The sequence below is a fragment of the Streptomyces sp. NPDC027663 genome (assembly GCF_055566415.1).
The window spans coordinates 768,646-794,104 of the sequence record NZ_JBVHSK010000002.1; the positions used below are offsets into that span (position 1 = coordinate 768,646).

The window sequence follows — 25,459 nt, forward strand, 5'->3', positions numbered from 1 at the left end:
GCCGAGGGGCCTTCTGTGCACACGGTCACAGTCCGAGCGGGTCATCCGTCCTCACGTCCCTCCGGTCCCCCGCGCCACCCTTCTGACGGCGGCGCGGCCGAGTCGGGAACGGCGACCCCGAACGGCAGCGCGAACGGCAGCCACCCAGCGGCAACCACCCAGCGGCAACCACCGAAAGGTGATCATGAACGAACCCGTGAGCCGGACGATGCTCCTGCTCGACATCGAGAGGTACAGCGACCGGGACGATGTCGAGCAGACGTATCTGCGGCGCGTTCTGTACAACATCGCCGACCGGGCCCTGGAACGCGCCGGCATCGACGAGACCGTGCGGCTGCGGGCCGACCGGGGCGACAGCGTCATGGAACTGATCGACGCCAACGCCTCCGTGCCCGCGCTGCTGCGGGCCCTGCTCACCGAGGTGCCGGCCGAGCTGCACGGATACAACCGGCTCGCGTCGAGTTCCGCCCAGATCCGGCTGCGGGGCGTGGTCGCCACCGGGTACGTCGCCGTCGACGAACACGGCGGCTGGGTCGGCTCCGACCTGAACCACGCCTGCCGGCTGCTCGACGCCCCGCTCCTGCGCGCCGCCCTGCGGGAACGGGCCGACGGATTCGCCCTGTGCGTGTCCGAGGGCGTGCACACGGGGGTCGTACGCCACGACCACCACGGCATCCGCGCCGCCGACTTCCACGAGGTCACCCTGACCAGCAAGAACGGGCCGCTGCGCGCCTGGCTCCACGGTCCGGTGCCGCACGGCACCACGAACCACGGTGACACGGGGGCGGGGGAACCCCCGGTGCCGGGCACGTCGGGGGACGTCCCGGCACCGGGGGCACCGACCGCAACAGCACCGTCGGAGGCGCCGACCGCAGAGACAGCACCGTCGGGAGCGCCGACCGCAAAGACAGCACTGTCGGGAGCGCCGGCATCAGGAGCAGCGTCGTCGGGGGCGCCGACGTCAGGAGCACAGGCCCAGGCGGCCTCCGCGCCGCAGGCGCCCGCGCAGGACGGGCAGGGCCGTGAGGTGGCGTCGCCGCGAGGCGAGCAGGCGCCGGCGCAGGGGGCGTCCGCGCCCGGCGCCGGGGTCGTGTTCCACTTCGGCAGCGGTGCGCCCCGCTTCGGCGGCAGCCTCGTGGCCGGTGACCAGCACGGCGTGTCCGGCGGACAGGTCACCGGGGACGTGCACCTGGGCGGAACGGTGGGTGAGGAGTCGTGACGGCGTCCGCCGCGGCCGCGGCCCGCGCCGAGGGCGGTCCGCCCGGCGCCGCCCCGCCGAAGCAGCCGCCGCCGGCACAGGCGCCCTCCGGACAGGCACCGCCGGGACAGCCCGCGTCCGACGAGGACGCGCTGCCCTACGGCGACCTGGAGCCGGAGACGGAGGGCACCCAGGAGGCCCGGGCGGCCCAGCGCGAGCTGTTCGCGCACACCCCGGGGTTCTTCCTCGGCGACGACGCCCGCTTCGGCGGCAGCGCGGTCGGCGGCTCCCAGCACGGCGTGTCCGGCGGACAGGTCGGCGGCGACGTCTACATGGGCGGCCGTACCGAGATCCATCACCACGGCACCCCGGGCACCGCCCCTGACGCCTCCGGCGAGGTGCCCCGGGCGTACGTGGAGGAGCTGGCGGGCGTCTTCGCCGAGGGTCCCGCCTTCACCGCCGCGCTGGAACGGCTGCGCGAGGAGCGCGTGCTGGTGCTCGCCGGTGCCCACGCCACCGGCCGCAACGCCGCCGCGCTGATGCTGGTGCACCGGCTGGGCGTGCCCGCCGTCCACGCGCTGAGCCCCGAGACTCCGCCCGCCGCGCTGAGCGGCCACCTCACCCGGCCCGCCGGATACGTCCTGCGGGACCTCCCGCTCAGCCGCAACCGGCCGTTACGCGACACCCACCTCTTCGCGGCCCGCGACCAGCTCGTCAAGACCGGCGGCCACCTCGTCGTCACCGTCGAGAACTCGCCCCACCTGCCCGGCGTGACACCGTGCGCGTGGAGCCCGCCGTCCGCCGAGGACGTCGTACGGGCCCTGCTCGCCCGGCACCGGCCGGGTGAGGCCGACACCCTGCTCGCGCTGCAGCCCGTGGCCGGCTTCCTCGCCGGCGCCGACCGTCATCCGGCCGAGGCCGCCGCGTTCGCCGAGGCGCTGGCGGAGTACGACGGCACTGCGCAGGCGCTGGCCCGGCTCGCGGACTTCGGGCAGGCCGCCGTGGAGAAGCAGTGCCGGGACTGGCTCGGCGATCCGGGGACCGGACTGCGCGACAAGGCCTTCCTCATCGCACTCGCCGTCTTCGACCAGGCGCCCTACGTCCTCGCCGCCGAGCTGGCCGACAAGCTGTTCGTGCACTTCGAGCGGTTGCAGCACCCCGAGAGACCGCCGGTCATCCCGGTGTTCGGACCGGCCGCCGAGGACCGTCTCGCGCTGGCGCGGGCCGACGGGGAGGTCCGGCAGGAACAGACCGACTGGGGGCCGGTACCGCAGTTCATGGCCGCCTTCCGCGACGAGCGCACCCCCCGCGTGCTGCTCGGCGAGGTGTGGACCAGCCATCCCTCGGCCCGCCCCGCACTGGTCGAATGGCTCAGACAGCTCGCCCGTGACGGCCGCCCCATGGTCCGCACCCGCGCCGCCGCGGCGGCCGCGCTGCTCGCCGCCGCCGATCTGCCCTCGACGATGGCGCTGCTCGTCGACGGCTGGGCGACCGCACGCGCCGTCGGCCCCCGTGTCACCGCCGCCAACTCGCTGACCCTGGCCCAGCTGCTCGGGGCGCCGGTCGTCCTGCGGCTGCTCACCCAGTGGTGCAACGACGGGCAGTGGGGGCGGCGCTGGACCGCCATCCGCGCCCTCGGGCTGCTCGCCCCGCTCCGTCCCGACCTGGCCGGTGCGGCCCTCGACGCGCTGGCCTCCCGGGCCCGGGCCGACGCCAGCAACCAGGCCGAGCGGGACAACCTCACCGAGTCCGCCGCGCTGCTGCTGTCCGCCGGCCAGCGCCGCGGGGAGGTGCTCGCCGAGTTCGTACGGCTGCTGTACCGGGACACCCCGGCCGTCCGCGGCCTGGCGCTGGCCGCCTTCGCCCGTGCCTGCGACAACTCCGAGGAGGGCGCCCTCGTCGGCTGGTACGCCGAGACCGGCATGTACCAGCCGGACGCGGCTCGCGACATGGCCACCCTCTGGCGCACCGCGCTCAACGACCACATCCACACCCGGGCCGCGCTGAAGGCCCTGCAGACCTGGGTGCACGTCGCCGCCCGCCGGACGGACGCCGCCACCGCACTGGAGCTGCTGGTGCCCGCACTGGTCGTCACCGCGGACGACCGCAAGCGCCTCGATCACGAACTGCGCACCATGCGCGCCGAGGACGGCGGCCCGCGCCCGCCGCTCGCCGAACGCCTGCTCGCCGTGCTGCATCCGGCGTCGGCCGCGCACTGAACACCCCCTGCACAAAAGGAGTTGAGCCATGGCGGACTTCCGCCGACCGCCGGAGTGGACGCAGAACGCCGACCGGCACACCGAGCTGATCGACCCGGTGCTGACCGTGCGTCCGATCTCGCGGTTCGACTACACCGCCCGCCGACAGGTCGGCGCCATCGACCACGCCCTGGTGTTCGTCACCGCGAGCGGCTCGTACGACGTCTACCTGCCGCCGCAGCGCCCGAGCCGCACCGAGGCCGCGACCCGCCGCTACACCTCCGTCTACGAGGTGGACATGGGCAGCCACCCGGTCCGTCTGGAACTCGAACTGCCCAGCGACGACGACGCGTTCTCCTTCGGTGCAACCGCCGATCTCACCTGGCGGGTGGCCGATCCGAAGGCCTTCGTGCAGAGCGGTGAGCGGGACGTGCCGACCCGGCTGACCCGCGAACTGCAGCAGGCGGCCCGCCCGGTCACCCGGCGCTTCCCCATCGAGGACAGCCCGGCCGCCGAACGGGCCGTACAGCGGGCGGTCGAGGAGGAGGGCGGCTTCGCCGCGGGCACCGGACTGACCGTGACGTGCGTGGTGCGGCTGCGCCTGGACGACGACGCGATCGCCCACCGCCGGCGCAAGCGGACCCTGCGCTACGAGTCGGAGATGCTCGACCCCGAGCACGAGTACCGGATGCACCAGGCCCGGCTCGAACACCAGCTGGAGGTGCTGCGCGGACAGCAGTCCCAGGAGCTGGTGGCGCAGAAGATCGCCTTCTACCAGTACTGGCTGCAGCACGGTGGCGTGGCCGCCTGGGCCCTGCACCTCGCGGCCCACCCCAGGGACACCCGGATGGTCATCGGCACCCTGCAGAAGGACCAGCTCGGCGCCATCCGCAAGGAACTGGAACTGATCGCCGGGGACGGCATGGAGGACTTCCAGAAGGCCGAGTCGGCCCGCTCCGTCCTGCGGTCCGTCGACGACCTCATGCACGAGCAGGCGGCGACAGCCCAGGCCCTGCCGCCGGGCGTACCCCCGCAGCAACCGTACGTCCCGCCCCAGCCCTACACTCCGGGCCCGCCACCGGCACCGTACGCCCCGCCGGGCGGCGCCCCGGACCCGTACGCCCCGGCCGCACAGGGGACCGCCGGACCGTACGACCGACCCGAGTACGGCAGGCCCGAGCACGACCGACCGGAGCACCGCGGGCCCGAGCACGGACAGCCCGAGAACGGGCAGCATGCATACGCCCAGCCGCCGCAGGGACAGGCTCCCTACGGCCGGCCGGTACCGGGTCCGCCTTCGTACGGCCATGCGGTACCGGGCCAGGCTCCGTACGGTCAGCCGTCCGACGGTCAGGCTCCGTACGGTCAGCCGTCCGACGGTCAGGCTCCGTACGGTCAGCCGTCCGACGGTCAGGCACCGTACGGTCGGCCGCCCCACGACCCGACCGCCTACGGCCAGACACCGTACGGGCAGACGGCGTACGAGCAGAGGCCCCACGGGCAGACGGCGTACGAGCCGACGGCACTCGTCGCCCCGACGACTCCCCCGCTGCCCGCGCCTCCCCTGACGCTCGCCTCCGAAGGGCCCGCACCGGCCGTGCCTCCCGCGCCCGGCGCACCGCGGGAGCAGCCGTCCGAGGGCGGTCCGGCATGACCTCGGCCGACACCACCGCGCGCCCCGGCCCTGCCGTCCGCTCCGCTCACCACACCGCGGAGCGCCTGCTCAGCGAGTTGCGCGACGAGATCGCACGGGCCGACACGAAGGCATCCGTCCTGGTGGCGGCGCTGGGAATGACGGCCGGTGTGTTCACCGGGCTGATAGCCGGGCGGGACTGGTCGCCGGACCGGCTGTCCGCCCCTGGAGCCGTGCTGTGGTGGGCCGGAGCGGCAGCGCTGGCCCTGTCGCTGCTCTCGCTGCTGCTCGCCGTGCTGCCCCGTTACCGCTCCGGGTCGTGGGCCGAAGGGCGCCCGCTGTGCTACTTCGGCGACATCCACCAGGCCGCGCGGGAAGGACGGCTGGCCGAGGCGCTCACCGGTACCGACCGGGATCCCGCCGCCGCGCTGCTGGCCGCACTCGCCGAGAACAGCCGCATCGCCGCCTCCAAGCACCGGTGGATCCGTACCGGCCTGATCGCCTTCTGCGTCGGTGCCCTGCTGCTGCCCACCGCCACGCTCGTCGGCTGACGTCCCCGTACTCCCGCGCCCGCGTACTCGTAAGGAGCCCCGCTCATGTCTTTACCGCCGGACCCGTCGGTACCGCCCCAGTACCCGGAACCGTCCTACCCGGAAGCCGCGGTCCCGCCGCCGCCCGCCTACCCGGAAGCCGCAACCCCGACGCCGCCCGCGTACCCGACGGCCCCGTCCACCGCCGCACCGCCGTATCCGACAGCCCCGTCCACCACCCCACCGCCGTACCCGACAACCCCGTCCACCACCCCACCGCCGTACCCGACAACCCCGTCCACCACCCCACCGCCGTACCCGACAACCCCGTCGACATCCGCTCCCTCACCGGCGTACGCAGGTGAGCCGTCGTACCCCACGGCAGACCCGCAGTACCCGACCGGCGCCCCGTTCCAGCCTGTGGCGCCGACGTATCCGACGGCACCTTCCCCGTCCGCTCCCCCGCCGGCGTATCCCGGCGGCGCACCCGCGTATCCGCAGGCAGCCGCAGCCCCGCCGCAGACGGCGTACGCACCAGGCGCATACGCACCCGCGCCCGCGTCCGCGCCGCCCCATGCGCCCGCACCCGCGTCGGCCCCGGCGACGGCGCAGATCCCGTACCCGGCCCCCGACGACCTCGACTACCGCCACCGCGGCGCCCGCCTGCACGTGGCCGAGCACCAGCGCGGAGCCGACGCGACGGCGATCGGGCGGCTCGCGGTGCAGGCGCCGGGGGCGCTGGTGAGTCTCGCGCTGGTCGGCTCCATAGCCCTGGGCGTCTTCGGGAGCGTCGTGGGGACGCTGGTGGTGCTGGCCTGGGTCGCCTCCGGTCTGCTGGTCTTCCACCGGCCGACCGAGCTGGCCTTCGCCCGGTACGTGCTCAAGCTCCGCCAGCCCACCGCGGAGGAGCGAGCCCGCCTGGAGCCGGTCTGGAACGAGGTGACCGCCCGGGCCGGCATCGAGCGGGGCACGTACGAGCTGATGGTCGAGAACAGCGACGAGCTGAACGCGGTGGCGGTGGCCGGTCATGTCGTCGGCGTCACCACCTACTCCCTCCACCGGATCCCGAGCAGCAACCTGGCCGCCGTGCTCGCGCACGAGCTGGGGCATCACACGGGCGGGCACGCCTGGGCCGGTCTGCTCGGGTACTGGTACTCGCTGCCCGGCCGGATCGCCTGGGCGGTGACCCGCGGGCTGGCCCGGTTCGCGATCGCCCTCGCCAGTGTCTTCTCCATGGCGGCGACCGGATTCCTGATCCTCTTCATGGGGCTCGTGGCGGTCGCCGCGTTCCTCGCCGCCTGGTACATCACGATCCCGCTCGTGCTCGCCCCCTACCTGCTGGCCTACGCGGGCCGGCGCGGCGAGCTGCGGGCCGACCAGCAGGCCGCCGAGCTGGGCTTCGCCCGTCAGCTGGCCGAGGTCCTGTATCACTTCCAGACCGAGGAGGCCACGGCGAAGGCGGCACTGGCCGCGCAGGGCCAGAAGTTCGAGGAGCCCGGCGCCCTGGCCCGGCTGCTGTCCAGCCATCCGGACCACCAGACCCGCCTGGACGCCCTGCAGCCGTACCTGGGCCTGCACCGCTGACCCGGACCGCCCAGGCACGACCGCTCGCACGGCCCCAGGGACAGACCGCTCGCACGGCCCCTGACACAACCGCCGGCATGACCCCTGGCACGACGGCCGGCAGGCTCCTGGCACGACCGCCGTGCCCGAGATCTCGGCACAACCGCCGGCACGAATCCCGGCACGACCGCCGGCACGGACCCCGGCACCACCGGGCATGAACCCGGACACGCCGAAGGGCGGCCACCCCCGCGAGGGAGTGGCCGCCCTTCGGTTCAAGCTGCCCGCTTACTGGTTGTACGGACCGTAGTCGTAGTCCTCCAGCGGAACGGCCTGGCCGGAGCCGGTGCCGAACGGCGAGTAGTCGATGTCGTCGTAGCCGACGGCCGAGTACATCGCGGCCTTGGCCTCCTCGGTCGGCTCGACCCGGATGTTGCGGTAGCGGGACAGACCCGTACCGGCCGGGATGAGCTTACCGATGATGACGTTCTCCTTGAGGCCGATGAGGCTGTCGGACTTGGCGTTGATCGCCGCGTCCGTCAGAACTCGGGTCGTCTCCTGGAAGGAGGCGGCCGACAGCCAGGACTCCGTCGCCAGCGAGGCCTTGGTGATACCCATCAGCTGCGGACGACCGGAGGCCGGGTGACCGCCCTCCTGGACCACACGACGGTTCTCGGTCTCGAACTTCGAGCGCTCGACCAGCTCGCCGGGCAGCAGCTCGGCGTCGCCGGACTCGATGATCGTCACGCGGCGGAGCATCTGCCGGATGATGATCTCGATGTGCTTGTCGTGGATCGACACACCCTGCGAGTTGTACACCTTCTGGACCTCGCCGACCAGGTGGACCTGGACGGCACGCTGACCCAGGATGCGCAGCACGTCGTGCGGGTTGGTGGCACCCACGGTGAGCTGCTGGCCCACCTCGACGTGGTCGCCCTCGCGGACCAGGACCTTGGCACGCTTCGAGATCGGGTACGCCGTCTCGTCGCTGCCGTCGTCCGGGGTGACGACGAGCTTCTTGGTCTTCTCGGTCTCCTCGATCCGCACGCGGCCGGAGGCCTCGGAGATCGGGGCGACACCCTTCGGGGTACGGGCCTCGAAGAGCTCGACGACACGGGGCAGACCCTGGGTGATGTCGTCACCGGCCACACCACCGGTGTGGAAGGTACGCATCGTCAGCTGGGTACCGGGCTCACCGATGGACTGGGCGGCGATGATGCCGACCGCCTCACCGATGTCGACCAGCTTGCCGGTGGCCAGCGAACGGCCGTAGCACATCGCGCAGGTGCCGACGTGCGACTCGCAGGTCAGGATCGAGCGGGTCTTGACCTCCTCGATGCCGTGGTGCACCAGCTGGTCGATGAGCACGTCGCCCAGGTCCACGTTGGCCGGCGCGATCACCTTGCCGTCGATGACGACGTCCTCGGCGAGCATGCGGGCGTAGACGCTGGTCTCGACGTCGTCCGCCTTGCGCAGCACGCCGTCGGCGCCGCGCGAGGCGATCCGCAGCTTCAGACCGCGCTCGGTGCCGCAGTCCTCCTCGCGGATGATGACGTCCTGGGAGACGTCGACCAGACGACGGGTGAGGTAACCCGAGTCGGCGGTACGAAGGGCGGTGTCCGCCAGACCCTTACGGGCACCGTGGGTGGAGATGAAGTACTCCAGCACGGACAGACCCTCACGGAACGACGCCTTGATCGGACGCGGAATCGTCTCGTTCTTCGCGTTCGACACCAGACCACGCATACCGGCAATCTGGCGCATCTGCATCATGTTGCCTCGTGCACCCGAGTTCACCATCATGAAGATCGGGTTGGTCTTCGGGAAGTTCTCGTTCATCGCCTCGGCGACCTCGTTGGTCGCCTGGGTCCAGATCTGGATGAGCTCCTGGGTGCGCTCTTCCTTGGTGATCAGACCGCGCTCGTACTGCTTCTGGACCTTCTCGTCCTTGGCCTCGTACCCGGCGACGATCTCCTTCTTCGCCTCGGGAACGACGACGTCGGAGATGGCGACGGTGACGCCGGAACGGGTGGCCCAGAAGAAGCCGGCCGCCTTCAGGTTGTCGAGCGTCGCCGCCACGATGACCTTCGGGTAGCGCTCGGCGAGGTCGTTGACGATCTCGGAGAGCTGCTTCTTGCCGACCTCGTAGTCGACGAACGGGTAGTCCTCGGGCAGCAGCTCGTTGAAGAGCGCGCGGCCCAGGGTGGTGTTCAGGCGGAAGCTGTCACCCTGCTGCCACTCCGGCTCGCCCTCCTCGCGCGCCGGCGGGGTCCAGCCGCGCGGCGGGATGGTGCCCACCGGGAAGCGGATGTCCACGCGCGACTGCAGCGACAGCTCGCCGGCGTCGAACGCCATGATCGCCTCGGCCACGGACGCGAACGAGCGGCCCTCGCCCTTGATGTCCCGCATCTCGCCGTCGGTGGTGAGGAAGAACAGACCGAGGACCATGTCCTGGGTCGGCATCGTCACCGGACGGCCGTCGGCCGGCTTGAGGATGTTGTTCGAGGACAGCATCAGGATGCGGGCCTCGGCCTGCGCCTCCGCGGACAGCGGCAGGTGCACGGCCATCTGGTCACCGTCGAAGTCCGCGTTGAACGCGGTGCAGACGAGCGGGTGGATCTGGATGGCCTTGCCCTCGACCAGCTGCGGCTCGAAGGCCTGGATGCCGAGGCGGTGCAGGGTGGGAGCACGGTTCAGCAGGACCGGGTGCTCGGCGATGACCTCTTCGAGGACGTCGTACACGACCGTACGGCCGCGCTCCACCATGCGCTTGGCGCTCTTGATGTTCTGCGCGTGGTTCAGGTCGACCAGGCGCTTCATCACGAACGGCTTGAACAGCTCCAGCGCCATGGCCTTGGGCAGACCGCACTGGTGCAGCTTCAGCTGCGGGCCGACGACGATGACGGAACGCGCCGAGTAGTCGACTCGCTTGCCGAGCAGGTTCTGACGGAAACGGCCCTGCTTGCCCTTCAGCATGTCGCTGAGGGACTTCAGCGGGCGGTTGCCCGGGCCGGTGACCGGACGGCCGCGACGGCCGTTGTCGAAGAGGGCGTCAACAGCCTCCTGAAGCATGCGCTTCTCGTTGTTGACGATGATCTCCGGGGCACCGAGGTCCAGGAGCCTCTTCAGACGGTTGTTGCGGTTGATCACACGGCGGTACAGGTCGTTCAGGTCGGAGGTCGCGAAGCGGCCACCGTCCAGCTGCACCATCGGACGCAGGTCCGGCGGGATGACCGGGACGCAGTCCAGGACCATGCCCTTGGGGCTGTTGGAGGTCTGCAGGAACGCGGAGACGACCTTCAGCCGCTTCAGGGCGCGGGTCTTCTTCTGGCCCTTGCCGGTGCGGATGATCTCGCGGAGCCTCTCGGCCTCCTCGTCGAGGTCGAAGGACTCCAGGCGCTTCTGCAGCGCCGCGGCACCCATCGAGCCGTCGAAGTAGGTGCCGAAGCGGTCACGCAGCTCGCGGTAGAGCAGTTCGTCGCCCTCGAGGTCCTGGACCTTGAGGTTCTTGAACCGGTTCCACACCTCGTCGAGGCGGTCGATCTCGCGCTGCGCACGGTCGCGCAGCTGCTTCATCTCGCGCTCCGCACCCTCGCGCACCTTGCGGCGCACGTCGGCCTTGGCGCCCTCGGCCTCCAGCTCGGCCAGGTCGGTCTCGAGCTTCTTGGCGCGGGCCTCGAGGTCGGCGTCGCGGCGGTTCTCGATCTGCTGGCGCTCGACCGAGACGTGCGCCTCCAGGGAGGGCAGGTCGCGGGTACGGCGCTCCTCGTCGACGTACGTGATCATGTACGCGGCGAAGTAGATGACCTTCTCGAGGTCCTTCGGGGCCAGGTCGAGCAGGTAGCCCAGCCGGCTCGGGACGCCCTTGAAGTACCAGATGTGCGTGACGGGAGCGGCCAGCTCGATGTGGCCCATCCGCTCACGACGCACCTTGGCGCGAGTGACCTCGACGCCACAGCGCTCACAGATGATGCCCTTGAAGCGGACGCGCTTGTACTTGCCGCAGTAGCACTCCCAGTCCCGGGTCGGACCGAAGATCTTCTCGCAGAAGAGTCCGTCCTTCTCGGGCTTGAGGGTGCGGTAGTTGATGGTCTCGGGCTTCTTGACCTCACCGTGGCTCCACTGACGGATGTCGTCAGCGGTGGCCAGGCCGATCCGGAGCTCGTCGAAGAAGTTGACGTCGAGCACTATGCGTCAATCCCTCTCAGGGTCGAAAGTCTTTGGTCTGATACGGGGGCCTGGGGGTCGGCGGGGCCCTTGTGGGTCAGGGCCCCGCCGGACTCCCGTCAGACCTCTTCGACGCTGCTCGGCTCGCGCCGGGACAGGTCGATGCCGAGCTCCTCCGCAGCGCGGAAGACGTCCTCGTCGGTGTCACGCATCTCGATGGACATGCCGTCGCTGGACAGCACCTCCACGTTCAGGCAGAGCGACTGCATCTCCTTGATGAGCACCTTGAAGGACTCGGGGATGCCGGGCTCGGGGATGTTCTCGCCCTTGACGATGGCCTCGTAGACCTTCACGCGGCCGGTGACGTCGTCAGACTTGATGGTCAGCAGCTCCTGGAGGGCGTACGCGGCGCCGTAGGCCTCGAGGGCCCACACCTCCATCTCACCGAACCGCTGGCCACCGAACTGGGCCTTACCACCCAGCGGCTGCTGGGTGATCATCGAGTACGGACCGGTCGAGCGGGCGTGCAGCTTGTCGTCGACCAGGTGGTGCAGCTTCAGGATGTACATGTAGCCGACCGAGATCGGGTCCGGGAACGGCTCACCGCTACGGCCGTCGAACAGCCGCGCCTTGCCGGACGGGAGCACCATGCGCTCGCCGTCGCGGTTCGGGATGGTGTGCTGCAGCAGACCCGCCAGCTCGTCCTCGCGGGCACCGTCGAAGACCGGGGTCGCGACGTTGGTACGCGGGGCGACCTGGTCGGCGCCGATGACCTGGAGGCGCTGGGCCCACTCGTCCGCGAGGCCGGAGACGTCCCAGCCGCGGCTGGCGAGCCAGCCGAGGTGGATCTCCAGGACCTGTCCCGGGTTCATTCGGGACGGCACACCCAGCGGGTTGAGGATGATGTCGACCGGGGTGCCGTCCTCCAGGAACGGCATGTCCTCGATCGGCAGGATCTTGGAGATGACACCCTTGTTGCCGTGACGGCCGGCGAGCTTGTCACCGTCGGTGATCTTGCGCTTCTGTGCGACGTACACGCGCACCAGCTGGTTCACACCGGGGGGAAGCTCGTCGCCCTCCTCGCGGTCGAAGACGCGGACGCCGATGACCTTGCCGGTCTCGCCGTGCGGCACCTTCAGCGAGGTGTCACGGACCTCACGGGCCTTCTCGCCGAAGATCGCGCGCAGCAGGCGCTCCTCCGGCGTCAGCTCGGTCTCACCCTTCGGGGTCACCTTGCCGACGAGGATGTCGCCGGCGATGACCTCGGCACCGATACGGATGATGCCGCGCTCGTCGAGGTCGGCGAGGACCTCCTCGGAGACGTTCGGGATGTCCCGGGTGATCTCCTCGGGGCCGAGCTTGGTGTCACGGGCGTCGACCTCGTGCTCCTCGATGTGGATCGAGGAGAGGACGTCGTCCTGTACGAGGCGCTGCGACAGGATGATCGCGTCCTCGTAGTTGTGACCCTCCCACGGCATGAACGCCACGAGCAGGTTCTTGCCGAGGGCCATCTCACCGTTCTGGGTGGCCGGGCCGTCGGCGAGGACCTGGCCCTCGATGATCCGGTCGCCCTCGTTGACGATGACCTTCTGGTTGACCGAGGTGCCCTGGTTGGAGCGGGCGAACTTGGCCAGGCGGTACGTGATGTACGTGCCGTCGTCGTTGGCGGTGGTGATGTAGTCCGCGGAGACCTCCTGGACCACACCGGCCTTCTCGGCCTTGACGACGTCGCCGGCGTCGACGGCGGAGCGGTACTCCATGCCGGTACCGACGAGCGGGGCCTCCGACTTGATCAGCGGAACGGCCTGGCGCATCATGTTCGCGCCCATGAGGGCACGGTTGGCGTCGTCGTGCTCGAGGAAGGGGATCATGGCGGTCGCGACCGACACCATCTGGCGCGGCGAGACGTCCATGTAGTCGACGTCCTCGGGGCTGACGTAGTCGACCTCACCGCCACGGCGGCGGACCAGCACGCGGGCCTCGGCGAAGCGCAGGTCGTCGCCGAGCGTGGCGTTGGCCTGCGCGATGACGAAGCGGTCCTCCTCGTCGGCGGTCAGGTAGTCGACCTCGTCGGTGACCTGGCCGTCGTTCACCTTGCGGTACGGGGTCTCGACGAAACCGAACGCGTTGACCCGGCCGTAGGAGGCGAGCGAGCCGATCAGACCGATGTTCGGGCCTTCCGGCGTCTCGATCGGGCACATGCGGCCGTAGTGCGACGGGTGCACGTCACGGACCTCGAAGCCGGCCCGCTCACGGGAGAGACCACCCGGGCCGAGCGCGGACAGACGACGCTTGTGCGTCAGCCCGGACAGCGGGTTGTTCTGGTCCATGAACTGCGACAGCTGGCTGGTGCCGAAGAACTCCTTGATGGAGGCGACGACCGGCCGGATGTTGATCAGGGTCTGCGGCGTGATCGCCTCGACGTCCTGGGTCGTCATGCGCTCGCGGACGACACGCTCCATACGCGCCAGACCCGTACGGACCTGGTTCTGGATGAGCTCGCCGACGCTGCGCAGACGACGGTTGCCGAAGTGGTCGATGTCGTCGGTCTCGACGACGATCGTGTCACCGTTGTCACCGGTGGTCTCGGTCTCGCCGGCGTGCAGCTGCACCAGGTACTTGATCGTCGAGATGATGTCCTCGACGGTCAGGATGCCCGCGTCGAGCGGAGCGTCCGCACCCAGCTTCTTGTTGACCTTGTAGCGGCCGACCTTGGCGAGGTCGTAGCGCTTCGGGTTGAAGTAGAGGTTCTCGAGAAGCGTCTGCGCGGCCTCACGCGTGGGGGGCTCGCCCGGACGCAGCTTGCGGTAGATGTCGAGCAGCGCGTCGTCCTGGCCCTGGGTGTGGTCCTTCTCCAGGGTGGCGCGCATCGACTCGTAGTCGCCGAACTCCTCGAGGATCTGCTCGGTCGTCCAGCCGAGCGCCTTGAGCAGCACGGTGACCGACTGCTTGCGCTTGCGGTCGATACGGACACCGACCATGTCGCGCTTGTCGATCTCCATCTCCAGCCAGGCACCCCGGGACGGGATGATCTTGGCGGAGAAGATGTCCTTGTCGGAGGTCTTGTCGATCGAGGAATCGAAGTAGACACCGGGGGAACGGACCAGCTGGGACACCACGACACGCTCGGTGCCGTTGATGACGAAAGTGCCCTTGTTCGTCATGAGCGGGAAGTCGCCCATGAAGACCGTCTGGGACTTGATCTCGCCGGTCTCGTTGTTGGTGAACTCAGCGGTGACGAAGAGCGGGGCCGCGTACGTGAAGTCGCGCTCCTTGCACTCGTCGATCGAGTTCTTCGGCGGCTCGAAGCGGTGGTCCCGGAACGTCAGCGACATCGACCCGGAGAAGTCCTCGATCGGGGAGATCTCCTCGAAGATCTCCTCCAGACCGGACTTGGTGGGGACGTCCTGACCGTTCTCCAGAGCCTCCTCGACCCGACTCTGCCAGGCGGTGTTGCCGAGCAGCCAGTCGAAGCTCTCGGTCTGCAGCGCGAGCAGGTTCGGAACCTCGAGGGGCTCCTTGATCTTTGCAAAGGAGATGCGCAGCGGGGCGGTGCTGGCGCCGTTGTTCGTATTCGCGGTCGAGGCAGTGCGCGAGGCGGCCAAGAGGGGGTCCTTCCGAGGGCTCGGACTCACTACGCGCGTACCGGTCCCTCCCCCGTACACAGAGACGGAAACCCCAGGTCAAGGGGCTTCGGTCGACTGTGCTCGAGTGAGGGCAGACCCCTGGTGACGGGCAGGGGACAGCTAACAGGCAGCGCAAAGGGTCAGTGTAGCCACTTGGCACACTGATGTCCAGTGCGGGTATTTCGAGACCCTCGTTGTGCTCACCGCTCTTGTCAACGCCCTCGGCATGCTGCCCTCAACGCACGTTGATACTGCCCTCTTCGCCGTCGATCCATGCCTCGGATTCGGATCCTTGTGACGACGCGTCCTGAGAATTGCGCGCTCCGTGCGGTTCGTCAAGGCCCTTCCAGCCCGAAGCGAGCCGTCCGGCGACACAACGAAGATCACCATACCCCTCGCCGTCACGAGTGCAAGGCAACCGTGGTCGGTCCCCCGGATACGCCGAAGAGCGACCACCCGGATGGATGATCGCTCTTCAGTGCGTTCGCGTTACAGCCCCAGGACGATGAGTTCAGCGTCCCGGGAGGCTGCTGTCAGCGCGCGTTCGAGTCCTGCGGACCCGGAAGGTGTTACTTGACCTCGACGGAGGCGCCGGCGCCCTTGAGGGCCTCGGCGGCCTTGTCAGCGGCCTCCTTGTTGACCTTCTCGAGGACCGGCTTCGGGGTGCCGTCGACGAGGTCCTTGGCCTCCTTCAGGCCCAGGGAGGTCAGCTCACGCACGACCTTGATGACCTGGATCTTCTTCTCGCCGGCGCCGGTGAGGATGACGTCGAACTCGTCCTTCTCCTCCTCGGCCTCGGCCGGGGCGGCCGGGCCGGCCGGGCCGGCGACGGCGACCGCGGCGGCGGCGGTGACGTCGAACTTCTCCTCGAACGCCTTCACGAACTCGGAGAGCTCGATGAGGGTCATCTCCTCGAACTGCGCGAGCAGGTCTTCCTGGCTGAGCTTCGCCATGGTGGGCGATCCTTCCACTAATTCGGCAGGTGCCGGATGTACATGAGTGGCGGGCGTACGTCGGGCCCGCTGCGACCCTGCCGCGTTACGCGGCGTGGGTCAGAAAGCGAGCCGAATTACTCGGCACCGCCCTGCTCGGCCTGCTTGGCCCGGAGCGCGTCCACGGTGCGGACGAGCTTCGAGGGCAGCGCCTGGAAGAGCTGAGCAGTCTGGGACTGCTTGCCCTTGAAGGCACCGGCCAGCTTGCTGAGCAGAACCTCGCGGGACTCGAGGTCCGCAAGCTTCTTGATCTCGTCGGCGGACAGCGCCTTGCCCTCAAGGACACCGCCCTTGATGACGAGATTGGGGTTGTCCTTGGCGAAGTCGCGCAGACCCTTCGCCGACTCCACCGGGTCACCGGTGACGAAGGCGACGGCCGTCGGACCAGCGAAGAGCTGGTCGTCCAGCGTGATCCCGGCCTCGTTGGCCGCAATCTTGGTCAGCGTGTTCTTCACCACGGCGTACTGGGCGTTCTCACCGAGCGACCGGCGCAGCGTCTTGAGCTGCGCCACGGTGAGACCGCGGTACTCGGTCAGCACGGCGGCGTTGGAGCTGCGGAACTTGTCCGTCAGCTCCGCAACCGCGGCAGCCTTGTCGGGCCTCGCCATAGAGCCTCGGCCTCCTTCCGGGTGATTCGGACCGCGCGGACCCGAAGGAGGACTGGGCAAAACGAAACGCCCCGGCGCAGGCGCACGGGGCGGACTCGACCGGCAGCACACGCGTGAGCGCGTATGTCCCGGGAGTTCTTCCACAGTCACCTGCGCGGGTCGCCCACTTTTCAGCGGATCCTTCGGCCACCGCACCCTCGTTCGAGGACACGGCAACGACCAGCGGTCTTTGGCTTCTGCAAGAGAGTAGAGGACCGGGGCGCCGTCGAGCAAATCGGGCCGTTTGCGGCCGGTACGAGGGCGTACGGCGTGCGTACAGGCGCCGCACGGCCCGCCTATGGAGCCGCACGGCCGCGTAGGCGCCAGGGGCGCCCAGGGCCCCGGGTCGGGCGCGATGGCTCGTCCCCGGGGCTGTCAGGCCGCTGGTGGCGGCGCCGGTCTCAGGAGGTGGTGCCGGTGCCGGTGCCGCCCCCCATGGTCCCGCCGGACTTCAGCAGGTCCGCGAAGTCCTTGGTGTCACCGGCCGGAGGTGCCTCGGCGGTGACCTTCACGCCGTAGTCGGTGTAGAAGGTCGTGTTCGTCATGGTGCCGTTGGCCATCTTGGCCTTCTCGGTCTTCTTGACCAGCAGGTTCTGGTCGTTGATCCAGATGTCGACGGTGTCGGTGGTGACGCCGGCCTGGCTGAGCTGCTTCTTCAGGGCCGACATCTGCTCGGCGCTGAGGTTGCTGGTCTTGTCGGCGAGGTCGGCGACGTTCACCGTGCCCGAGTAGTGCGTGGTGTGCGCGCCGGAGACGGTCTCCTCGCCGACCTTCTTCACGTCGCCGGAGGCCAGCAGCATCTTCACGGACTGGTTCGGCGTGGCGTTCTGGATCTGGTCCTTCATGTACGACCCGGAGGCGCCGCCCATCTTGGCCAGGTCGTCGTACGAGTACTTGAGCCAGTGCTTGCCGCCCGTCTGCTGGGCGTAGGCGTCGCTCATGTGCGCGTAGTAGGCGTCCGGCAGATAGCGCGCCTCCATCGAGGAGGTGCCGGCCTTCTTCATCATCTCGGCCAGCTGTCCGCCGGTGTAGGTGATGGTGAGGTTGCCCTTGAGGCCGTCGCCCCAGGTGAGGGCGCCGTTCGCGGTCATCGACATGAGGTCGCCGACGGACGTGGTGGAGCGCACCTTGGCCGAGTCCGCCTTGTCGGTGGACTTCTCGGCCGAGCGCAGCGCGGCGATGGGGCTGAGGTGGATCGCGTCTCCGCCGTCCGCCTTTCCGCCCTTGCCGGAGTCGGCGGAGCCGCAGGCGGCCACCCCGGTCAGCGCGGCCACCACCGCTATGGAAAGGGCCGCCCGGCGCGCGGTCGTGCTCTTCATCTGGTCCCACCCCTCATGCGAGTCCTGTGCCAGCACCGTAACCGAGGCCGCTGACAGTCGTGCGAAAGGTCGCACAAAGAAAGGACGGGCCCGGAACCTCGAAGGTTCCAGGGCCCGCCCTTCTGTTTACGCGTACCTGACGCGGCTACCGGGCTGAGCGCAGGGCTCAGACGGCGGCCGGGTCCTCCTCGACGAGGAGGTTACGGGTGCGGTTCGGGTCGACCTGGATGCCGGGGCCCATCGTGGTGGTGATGGCGGCCTTCTTGATGTAGCGACCCTTGGCGGCGGACGGCTTCAGACGGAGGATCTCCTCCAGCGCGGCGCCGTAGTTCTCCACCAGCTTGGCGTCGTCGAAGGACACCTTGCCGATGATGAAGTGCAGGTTCGAGTGCTTGTCGACGCGGAACTCGATCTTGCCGCCCTTGATGTCGGTGACGGCCTTGGCGACGTCGGGGGTGACGGTGCCGGTCTTCGGGTTCGGCATCAGACCACGCGGGCCGAGGACGCGGCCGAGGCGGCCGACCTTGCCCATGAGGTCCGGGGTGGCGACGACGGCGTCGAAGTCCAGACGGCCCTTCGCCACCTCGTCGATCAGCTCGTCGGCGCCGACGATGTCGGCGCCCGCGGCACGCGCGGCCTCGGCACGGTCACCGGTCGCGAAGACCAGGACCCGGGCGGTCTTACCGGTGCCGTGCGGAAGGTTCACGGTGCCACGGACCATCTGGTCGGCCTTGCGCGGGTCGACACCCAGACGGAAGGCGACCTCGACGGTGCCGTCGAACTTGGTCGTGGAGGTCTCCTTGGCGAGACGGACGGCCTCGAGCGGGGCGTACAGCTTCTCCCGGTCGACCTTGGCGTCCGCAGCGCGGAGAGCCTTGCTGCGCTTGCTCACAACTGCTCCTGTGTGTTCTGAAAGGAGTCGTGGTACGGGCCGAGCAGGCCCTGCCACGTGCGACCGGCTACGGCCGCATGACTACTGGTGGGTGAGGTCAGCCCTCGACCGTGACGCCCATGGAACGCGCGGTGCCGGCGATGATCTTCGCGGCAGCGTCCAGGTCGTTCGCGTTCAGGTCGGGCATCTTGGTCTGGGCGATCTCGCGGACCTGCGCCTCGGTGATCTTGGCGACCTTGGTCTTGTGCGGCTCGCCGGAGCCCTTCTCGATGCCCGCGGCCTTGAGGATCATCTTCGCGGCCGGCGGCGTCTTGGTGACGAAGGTGAAGGAACGGTCCTCGTAGACCGTGATCTCCACCGGGATGACCCAACCGCGCTGCGACTCGGTCGCGGCGTTGTAGGCCTTGCAGAACTCCATGATGTTGACGCCGTGCTGACCCAGCGCCGGGCCGACCGGCGGAGCCGGGTTGGCGGCGCCGGCCTGGATCTGGAGCTTGATGAGCCCCGTGACCTTCTTCTTCTTGGGAGGCATTGCTCTCCGGGTCCTTTCATTCGGGTCCATGCCCGCGCAGGGATCGCGACCCTGACGCAGGCATACCGCACAACGATAACGGGTATGGATGCGCGGCTAAAAACCGTGCAGGTCAGGCGGACCGTGATGGCCTGCCTGACCTGCGCGGAAGCTCAAGTCCCAGAGGGACTAGTTCTTCTGGATCTGGTCGAAGGACAGCTCGACCGGCGTCTCGCGGCCGAAGATCTCGACCAGGCCCTTGACCTTCTTCGAGTCGGGGTTGATCTCGTTGATGGTCGCCTGGAGCGTGGCGAACGGGCCGTCGGTGACGGTGACCGAGTCGCCGACCTCGAAGTCCAGCACCTGGACCTCGACCTTGCGCTGCGGGGCGGGCTTGCCCTCGGCCTCGGCGGCCTCGCGGGCGGCCTTCTCCTCGGCCTCCGGGGCGAGCATCTTGACGATCTCGTCCAGGGTCAGCGGGTACGGGTCGTAGGCGTTGCCGACGAAGCCGGTGACGCCCGGGGTGTTGCGGACGACGCCCCAGGACTCGTTGGTCAGGTCCATGCGGACCAGGACGTAACCCGGCAGCTTGTTCTGCTTGATCGTCTTGCGGTCGCCGTTCTTGATCTGGACGACCTCTTCCTGCGGCACCTCGGCCTGGAAGATGTAGTCCTCGACGTTCAGCGAGACGGCGCGCTGCTCCAGGTTGGTCTTCACGCGGTTCTCGTAGCCGGCGTACGTGTGGATGACGTACCACTCGCCCGGCAGGGTGCGCAGTTCCTCGCGCAGGGCCGCGATCGGGTCGACCGGCTCGGCCGGCTCCTCCTCGGTCTCGGTCTCGGCCTCGGCGACGGCGGCTTCCTCGTCGGCCTCTTCGTCCTCGACGTGCAGAGCGGCCTCCTCGGCCGGCTCGCCCGACTCGGCCTCGGCAGCCTCGAACTCGTCCTGCTCGTCCGCGCCCTCGACGATGTCGAGCTCGTCATCCGCCGTCTCGGCAGCCAGCCCGCGCGGCTCAGTGGCGTCGTCGTTCAGGTTCGGGTCAGACACGATGGCTGCTTCTTCCTGGATACATAGGGGTGGAACATGCGAAAACGGGCGCCGGTACCACGGCGCCCTTCGCTCTTGGCTCAGCCGAAGACGTACTTGGCCGCGTGGTTGAGCCCATAGTCAATCACGGTCACCAACGCGATCATGATGGCGACGAAGAAGATCACCACGGTGGTGTACGACGTCAGCTGGTTGCGCGTCGGCCAGACGACCTTGCGGAGTTCCGCGATGACCTGGCGGTAGAAGGTGGCGAGGCGCTTGAGCGGGCCCTTCTTGGCGCGCTTGCCGCCCTTGCGAGCCTTCTTCTTGGACTCGGGCACCTCGTCGGCATCAGGCGTGTCGATGGAGCCCACGGCGTCCGTCATAGTCCTCACCTGATCCCGGGTCGTGGCCGTGCCGCGCCCGGTTTCTGAGCCGCACGGCGGTGCATTGCTGTACGTACATGCGCACACATCCTGGCGGTGTGTGTAGCAGGGCCGGAGGGACTTGAACCCCCAACCGCTGGTTTTGGAGACCAGTGCTCTACCAATTGAGCTACGACCCTTTGTGTGTCCCCCAACGTACCGCATCCAACCGGGTGCTCGGTGTACACCGGTTGCGCGGCGGCTGCCGAAGGCCAACGAGGTGAGAGTGTACGTGGTCCACGGCCCGGCGTCGAACAGAAAGCGCCCGTCGGGGGCCGTCCGGCCAAAGATCGTCCTGGCCGGAGGCCGGATTCGGACCGGTGTTCACGCCTCGACCCCTTGCTGTTCAGTCTGTGAAACCCGTGTGCCGGGGGCATTTCCGGTCTGGAACGATGGGCCGCATGAGCGCTGCAACCCCACCCACCGAGCGCCGGGTCTCCGCCCGAGTCGGCGCGATCTCCGAGTCCGCCACCCTCGCCGTGGACGCCAAGGCCAAGGCCCTGAAGGCCGCCGGGCGTCCGGTGATCGGCTTCGGCGCCGGCGAGCCCGACTTCCCGACCCCGGACTACATCGTCGAGGCGGCCGTCGAGGCCTGCAAGAACCCGAAGTACCACCGCTACACCCCGGCCGGCGGTCTGCCCGAGCTGAAGGCCGCGATCGCCGCCAAGACCCTGCGTGACTCCGGCTGGGAGCCGGACGTATCGCAGATCCTGGTCACCAACGGCGGCAAGCAGGCCATCTACGAGGCCTTCGCCGCGATCCTCGACCCGGGTGACGAGGTCATCGTCCCGGCGCCGTACTGGACGACGTACCCGGAGTCGATCCGCCTCGCAGGCGGTGTCCCGGTCGAGGTCGTCGCCGACGAGTCGACCGGTTACCGGGTCTCCGTCGAGCAGCTGGAGGCGGCGCGCACGGAGAAGACGAAGGTCGTGCTCTTCGTGTCGCCGTCCAACCCGACCGGTGCGGTGTACTCCGAGACCGAGACCGAGGCGATCGGCCGCTGGGCCGTCGAGCACGGCCTGTGGGTGCTGACCGACGAGATCTACGAGCACCTGGTCTACGGCGACGCGGCCGCGGTCTCCCTCGCGGGCCTGTTCCCGGAGCTGCGCGACAAGTGCATCGTGGTCAACGGTGTCGCCAAGACGTACGCCATGACCGGCTGGCGCGTCGGCTGGGTCATCGGCCCGAAGGACATCGTCAAGGCCGCGACGAACCTCCAGTCGCACGCCACCTCGAACGTCTCCAACGTCGCCCAGGTGGCCGCCCTGGCCGCCGTCTCCGGCGACCTGGAGGCCGTGGCACGGATGCGTGAGGCCTTCGACCGGCGGCGCAGGACCATCGTGCGGATGCTCAACGAGATCGACGGCGTGGTCTGCCCCGAGCCCGAGGGCGCCTTCTACGCCTACCCCTCGGTCAAGGCCCTGCTCGGCAAGGAGATCCGCGGCAAGCGCCCGCAGGACAGCGTCGAGCTGGCCGCGCTGATCCTGGAGGAGGCCGAGGTCGCGGTCGTCCCGGGCGAGGCCTTCGGCACGCCGGGCTACCTGCGGCTGTCGTACGCGCTCGGTGACGAGGACCTCGTCGAGGGCGTGAGCAGGATCCAGAAGCTGCTGTCGGAGGCGCGGGACTAGTTTCCGCCTCTCCACGCGCGCGCGTGCGGGCCGCTTTCCCTCCGGGGAGGCGGCCCGCTTCTGTGTGCGAGCAAGACCACGTAGGGGGAAACGGCTACCGGTACGGCGGTGGCGTACGGCAGGATCTGGGAATGGAGCGTGTACGTGATCTCTCTGAGCTGCCGAAAGCCCATCTGCACCTGCACTTCACCGGCTCGATGCGGCCGGGAACCGTCCTGGAACTGGCCGACAAGTACGGCGTCCGTCTGCCCGAGACGCTGACGGAGGCGCTGACCAGCGGTGAACCGCCCAAGTTGCGGGCCACGGACGAGCGGGGCTGGTTCCGTTTCCAGCGGCTGTACGACGCGGCGCGGTCCTGCCTGCGCCGGCCGGAGGACATCCAGCGCCTCGTGCGGGAGGCCGCCGAGGAGGACCTGAGGGACGGCTCGGGCTGGCTGGAGATCCAGGTGGACCCGACGTCGTACGCGCCCCGTCTGGGCGGTCTGATCCCGGCCCTGGAGATCATCCTGGACGCGGTGGACACGGCCTCCAGGGAGACCGGCCTCGGCATGCGCGTGCTGGTCGCGGCCAACCGCATGAAGCACCCGCTGGAGGCCCGCACGCTGGCCCGGCTGGCGGTGCGCTACGCGGACCGGGGCGTGGTCGGCTTCGGGCTGTCCAACGACGAGCGGCGCGGCATGGCGCGCGACTTCGACCGGGCCTTCCACATCGCGCGCGAGGGCGGCCTGCTGTCGGCCCCGCACGGCGGCGAGCTGACCGGCCCGGCGTCGGTCCGGGACTGCCTGGACGACCTGCATGCCGGCCGGATCGGGCACGGCGTGCGTGCGGCCGAGGATCCGCGGCTGCTGAAGCGGCTGGCCGACCGGGGCGTGACCTGCGAGGTGTGCCCGGCCTCGAACGTGGCGCTCGGCGTGCACGAGAAGCCGGAGGACGTACCGCTGCGCACGTTCTTCGAGGCGGGCGTCCCGATGGCCCTCGGCGCCGACGACCCGCTGCTGTTCGGCTCCCGGCTGACCGCCCAGTACGAGATCGCCCGCCATGCCCACGGCTTCACGGACGCGGAACTCGCGGAGCTGGCCCGGCAGTCGGTGCGGGGTTCGGCCGCCCCGGAGGACGTCAGGGCGCGGCTGCTGGCCGGCGTGGACGACTGGCTGGCACGCCCGGCCGTCTGAAGTGGGCGTACGGCGGACGGACCGGGAAGCAGATTCACGCGGCCAGGGCGTGGGAGGGACCTGCCCGAGGGGCCTGCCCGACGGCTGCGGCTACAGGCTCACGCCCACCGTGACGGGCTCGTTGACCAGCGTGACGCCGAAGGCCTCGCGGACCCCGGCGACCACCTCCCGGGCCAGGGCGAGCAGGTCCTCCGTGGTGGCGTCGCCCCGGTTGGTCAGGGCGAGGGTGTGCTTGGTGGAGATGCGGGCGGGCCCGCTGCCGTAACCCTTGGTGAAGCCGGCCTTGTCGATCAGCCAGGCCGCGGAGGTCTTCGTACGGCCGTTCCCGGCCGGGTAGGCGGGCGGCTCGACGCCGTCGCCCAGCCGCTCGCGCACGCGCGCGTGGAACGCGGCGAACTGTTCGTCGGTGAGGATCGGGTTGGTGAAGAAGGACCCGGCCGACCAGGTGTCGTGGTCCTCGGGGTCCAGCACCATGCCCTTGCCGGCGCGCAGCTTCAGTACGGTCTCCCGGGCGTCGGCCAGCGGCACGCGGTCACCGGGTCCGACGCCGAGCGCGCGGGCCGCCTCGGCGTACTTGACCGGCGCGGACAGCCCGCCCGCGTCCTCCAGCTCGAAGCGGACCCGGAGGACGACATAGCGCTCGGGGTCGGCCTTGAAGCGGCTGTGCCGGTACGAGAACGCGCACTCCTCGTTCGTCAGCGTGACGGTCTCGCCGGCGCGCCGGTCGTACGCGATCACCTCGGTGATCGTCGAGGAGACCTCCTGGCCGTAGGCGCCCACGTTCTGGATCGGCGTGGCGCCCGCGGATCCGGGGATGCCGGCCAGGCACTCGATCCCGGCGAGCCCGGCCTCCACGGTGCGGGCGACGGCGTCGGTCCACACCTCGCCGGCCGCCAGCTCCAGGGTGGTGCCGCGCAGCTCGACACCACGCGTGGCGATGGACAGCGCCGTGCCGTCGAAGCCCTTGTCGCCGATGACCAGGTTCGAGCCGCCGCCGATCACCAGCAGCGGGGTGCCGCTGTCATCGGCCTCGCGGACGGCGGCGATCACCTCGGCGTCGGTCCGGGCGGTCACCAGCCGCGTCGCGGGACCGCCCAGCCGGAAGGTGGTCAGCGGGGCAAGGGGGGCGTCGTGGAGTACCTGCACGGGCCCAAGACTACGAGACGCCTCCGACAGCACGGCACGCACAGGAGCGGTCCGGCCGCGCCCGGGCCGACGGCGCAGAACATGATGCACCGGGCGGTGGCAGCGTCGCGGGCCCCGACTGCGCCGGGCCGTGGCAGCCTCGCGGGCGTCGACTGTGCCGGGATATAGCTGCCGCGCGGGCCTCGACTGTGCCGGGATACGGCTGCCGCGCGGGCCCCGACCGTGCCCGGACGTGGCAGCCTCGCGGGTCCCGCCGGCCGGGGCCGGCTGCCATCCGGAGGGAGCCCGAAGGCCTGTACGCGCCCGTGCGTCCTGTCCGGACCCCCGAAGGCATGCACGCGCGCGTGGATCCCCTGTGGGCCCACGCGCGCGTGCACACCGCTCCGCTGTCGTGCGCCGGCTACGTCAGCCGCCTCACCACCTCCTCCCAGCTCACCGGCAGTTCGGCGGCGGAGGTCTGCCAGGCGGCGAACGTGGCGTCGCGCATCTGGGCGGACAGCTCGCGGGAGGCGGGCCGGTGGGCGCCGGAGCGGGCGAACGCCTTCAGTGCGTCGGCCGACTCCCAGGCGGACAGCGTCCAGAAGGTCCGCCGCAGGGGCTGTGCCCTGAGGGTGACCCCGTAGGCGCCGGGCGCCCGCCCGGCCTGCCGCCACACGGCCGGCGTACGGACGAGGAATCGCAGGGCGCCCCACAGGGTGCGGGTCTCGAAGCGGGAGGCGAAGACGTGCACCTCGGCACCCTGCGGGGGTGTGTTCGGCACGGTCCAGGGAAGCGTGGGCATATCGG

The 25,459-nt window shown here is 70.0% G+C and carries 18 protein-coding genes and 1 tRNA gene; 7 read left to right on the forward strand and 12 right to left on the reverse strand.

Features of this window, described 5'->3' with window-relative positions; genetic code table 11:
* The first annotated feature begins 184 nt into the window (after positions 1 to 184).
* The 5 genes from ACZ4SF_RS08385 to ACZ4SF_RS08405 are packed head-to-tail and all read left to right on the forward strand — an operon-like array spanning position 185 to position 7,143.
* Positions 185 to 1,219, forward strand: coding sequence for a hypothetical protein (locus ACZ4SF_RS08385; RefSeq protein WP_468379922.1), 1,035 nt, complete (start codon positions 185 to 187; stop codon positions 1,217 to 1,219).
* Positions 1,216 to 3,417 (forward strand): hypothetical protein, encoded by a 2,202-nt coding sequence (locus ACZ4SF_RS08390; RefSeq protein WP_468379924.1) that lies wholly within the window; start codon positions 1,216 to 1,218, stop codon positions 3,415 to 3,417. The genes ACZ4SF_RS08385 and ACZ4SF_RS08390 overlap by 4 nt, the downstream gene beginning before the upstream one ends.
* 28 nt (positions 3,418 to 3,445) lie before the next feature.
* Positions 3,446 to 5,050 (forward strand): PE-PGRS family protein, encoded by a 1,605-nt coding sequence (locus ACZ4SF_RS08395; RefSeq protein WP_468379927.1) that lies wholly within the window; start codon positions 3,446 to 3,448, stop codon positions 5,048 to 5,050.
* Entirely contained in the window at positions 5,047 to 5,580 is a 534-nt protein-coding gene (locus tag ACZ4SF_RS08400) for a Pycsar system effector family protein (protein WP_468379930.1), read from the forward strand. Before ACZ4SF_RS08395 ends, ACZ4SF_RS08400 begins: the two co-directional genes overlap by 4 nt.
* Before the next feature lie 45 nt (positions 5,581 to 5,625).
* Complete coding sequence (locus ACZ4SF_RS08405; RefSeq protein ID WP_468379932.1) at positions 5,626 to 7,143, forward strand: M48 family metalloprotease; 1,518 nt, start codon at positions 5,626 to 5,628, stop codon at positions 7,141 to 7,143.
* Between the two features lie 267 nt (positions 7,144 to 7,410).
* On the opposite strand, the gene ACZ4SF_RS08410 is transcribed toward ACZ4SF_RS08405, so the two are convergent.
* The 10 genes from ACZ4SF_RS08410 to ACZ4SF_RS08455 all read right to left on the reverse strand — a co-directional run bounded on the left by ACZ4SF_RS08410 (position 7,411) and on the right by ACZ4SF_RS08455 (position 20,867).
* A complete protein-coding gene (locus tag ACZ4SF_RS08410; protein WP_468379935.1) occupies positions 7,411 to 11,310 on the reverse strand; it encodes a DNA-directed RNA polymerase subunit beta' in 3,900 nt (1,299 codons plus the stop codon).
* A 98-nt stretch (positions 11,311 to 11,408) separates the two neighbouring features.
* The gene (gene rpoB, locus ACZ4SF_RS08415) at positions 11,409 to 14,894 is read right to left on the reverse strand and encodes a DNA-directed RNA polymerase subunit beta (RefSeq protein WP_468379938.1); all 3,486 of its coding nucleotides are present in this window, start codon (positions 14,892 to 14,894) and stop codon (positions 11,409 to 11,411) included.
* A gap of 590 nt (positions 14,895 to 15,484) precedes the next feature.
* Positions 15,485 to 15,868, reverse strand: coding sequence for a 50S ribosomal protein L7/L12 (rplL, locus tag ACZ4SF_RS08420; protein ID WP_468379941.1), 384 nt, complete (start codon positions 15,866 to 15,868; stop codon positions 15,485 to 15,487).
* Positions 15,869 to 15,984: 116 nt separating this feature from the next.
* Positions 15,985 to 16,515, reverse strand: a complete 531-nt coding sequence (rplJ, locus tag ACZ4SF_RS08425) for a 50S ribosomal protein L10 (protein WP_468379944.1) — start codon at positions 16,513 to 16,515, stop codon at positions 15,985 to 15,987.
* 440 nt (positions 16,516 to 16,955) lie between these two features.
* Positions 16,956 to 17,873 (reverse strand): SCO4651 family lipoprotein, encoded by a 918-nt coding sequence (locus ACZ4SF_RS08430; RefSeq protein WP_468379947.1) that lies wholly within the window; start codon positions 17,871 to 17,873, stop codon positions 16,956 to 16,958.
* Between the two features lie 166 nt (positions 17,874 to 18,039).
* Positions 18,040 to 18,765, reverse strand: a complete 726-nt coding sequence (gene rplA, locus ACZ4SF_RS08435; protein ID WP_468379950.1) for a 50S ribosomal protein L1 — start codon at positions 18,763 to 18,765, stop codon at positions 18,040 to 18,042.
* A 97-nt stretch (positions 18,766 to 18,862) separates the two neighbouring features.
* The gene (gene rplK / locus ACZ4SF_RS08440) at positions 18,863 to 19,297 is read right to left on the reverse strand and encodes a 50S ribosomal protein L11 (RefSeq protein ID WP_023547415.1); all 435 of its coding nucleotides are present in this window, start codon (positions 19,295 to 19,297) and stop codon (positions 18,863 to 18,865) included.
* Positions 19,298 to 19,465: 168 nt separating this feature from the next.
* The gene (nusG, locus tag ACZ4SF_RS08445) at positions 19,466 to 20,323 is read right to left on the reverse strand and encodes a transcription termination/antitermination protein NusG (protein WP_468379952.1); all 858 of its coding nucleotides are present in this window, start codon (positions 20,321 to 20,323) and stop codon (positions 19,466 to 19,468) included.
* Between the two features lie 80 nt (positions 20,324 to 20,403).
* Complete coding sequence (secE, locus tag ACZ4SF_RS08450; protein ID WP_468379955.1) at positions 20,404 to 20,688, reverse strand: preprotein translocase subunit SecE; 285 nt, start codon at positions 20,686 to 20,688, stop codon at positions 20,404 to 20,406.
* 106 nt (positions 20,689 to 20,794) lie between these two features.
* Positions 20,795 to 20,867 (reverse strand) — tRNA-Trp (locus ACZ4SF_RS08455).
* A gap of 261 nt (positions 20,868 to 21,128) precedes the next feature.
* Between ACZ4SF_RS08455 and ACZ4SF_RS08460 the strand changes: the two genes are divergently transcribed.
* Together ACZ4SF_RS08460 and ACZ4SF_RS08465 are read left to right on the forward strand one after the other, a co-directional pair.
* Complete coding sequence (locus ACZ4SF_RS08460; protein WP_468379958.1) at positions 21,129 to 22,355, forward strand: pyridoxal phosphate-dependent aminotransferase; 1,227 nt, start codon at positions 21,129 to 21,131, stop codon at positions 22,353 to 22,355.
* A gap of 131 nt (positions 22,356 to 22,486) precedes the next feature.
* On the forward strand, positions 22,487 to 23,527 hold the full coding sequence (locus ACZ4SF_RS08465) for an adenosine deaminase (RefSeq protein WP_468379961.1): 1,041 nt from the start codon (positions 22,487 to 22,489) through the stop codon (positions 23,525 to 23,527).
* Between the two features lie 90 nt (positions 23,528 to 23,617).
* Here ACZ4SF_RS08465 and ACZ4SF_RS08470 read toward each other — a convergent pair whose 3' ends face one another.
* Both ACZ4SF_RS08470 and ACZ4SF_RS08475 read right to left on the reverse strand, forming a co-directional pair.
* Positions 23,618 to 24,703, reverse strand: coding sequence for a UDP-N-acetylmuramate dehydrogenase (locus tag ACZ4SF_RS08470; protein ID WP_468380447.1), 1,086 nt, complete (start codon positions 24,701 to 24,703; stop codon positions 23,618 to 23,620).
* A 370-nt stretch (positions 24,704 to 25,073) separates the two neighbouring features.
* On the reverse strand, positions 25,074 to 25,454 hold the full coding sequence (locus ACZ4SF_RS08475; protein ID WP_468379963.1) for a DUF3291 domain-containing protein: 381 nt from the start codon (positions 25,452 to 25,454) through the stop codon (positions 25,074 to 25,076).
* Between the last annotated feature and the right edge of the window lie 5 nt (positions 25,455 to 25,459).

Coding starts and splice junctions, on each gene's coding strand:
- ACZ4SF_RS08385 (WP_468379922.1), top strand. CDS start 185: ATGAACGAACCCGTGAGCCGGACGATGCTCCTGCTCGACATCGAGAGG.
- ACZ4SF_RS08395 (WP_468379927.1), top strand. CDS start 3,446: ATGGCGGACTTCCGCCGACCGCCGGAGTGGACGCAGAACGCCGACCGG.
- ACZ4SF_RS08400 (WP_468379930.1), top strand. CDS start 5,047: ATGACCTCGGCCGACACCACCGCGCGCCCCGGCCCTGCCGTCCGCTCC.
- ACZ4SF_RS08405 (WP_468379932.1), top strand. CDS start 5,626: ATGTCTTTACCGCCGGACCCGTCGGTACCGCCCCAGTACCCGGAACCG.
- rplL (WP_468379941.1), bottom strand. CDS start 15,868: ATGGCGAAGCTCAGCCAGGAAGACCTGCTCGCGCAGTTCGAGGAGATG.
- rplJ (WP_468379944.1), bottom strand. CDS start 16,515: ATGGCGAGGCCCGACAAGGCTGCCGCGGTTGCGGAGCTGACGGACAAG.
- ACZ4SF_RS08430 (WP_468379947.1), bottom strand. CDS start 17,873: ATGAAGAGCACGACCGCGCGCCGGGCGGCCCTTTCCATAGCGGTGGTG.
- rplK (WP_023547415.1), bottom strand. CDS start 19,297: ATGCCTCCCAAGAAGAAGAAGGTCACGGGGCTCATCAAGCTCCAGATC.
- secE (WP_468379955.1), bottom strand. CDS start 20,688: ATGACGGACGCCGTGGGCTCCATCGACACGCCTGATGCCGACGAGGTG.
- ACZ4SF_RS08460 (WP_468379958.1), top strand. CDS start 21,129: ATGAGCGCTGCAACCCCACCCACCGAGCGCCGGGTCTCCGCCCGAGTC.
- ACZ4SF_RS08465 (WP_468379961.1), top strand. CDS start 22,487: ATGGAGCGTGTACGTGATCTCTCTGAGCTGCCGAAAGCCCATCTGCAC.
- ACZ4SF_RS08475 (WP_468379963.1), bottom strand. CDS start 25,454: ATGCCCACGCTTCCCTGGACCGTGCCGAACACACCCCCGCAGGGTGCC.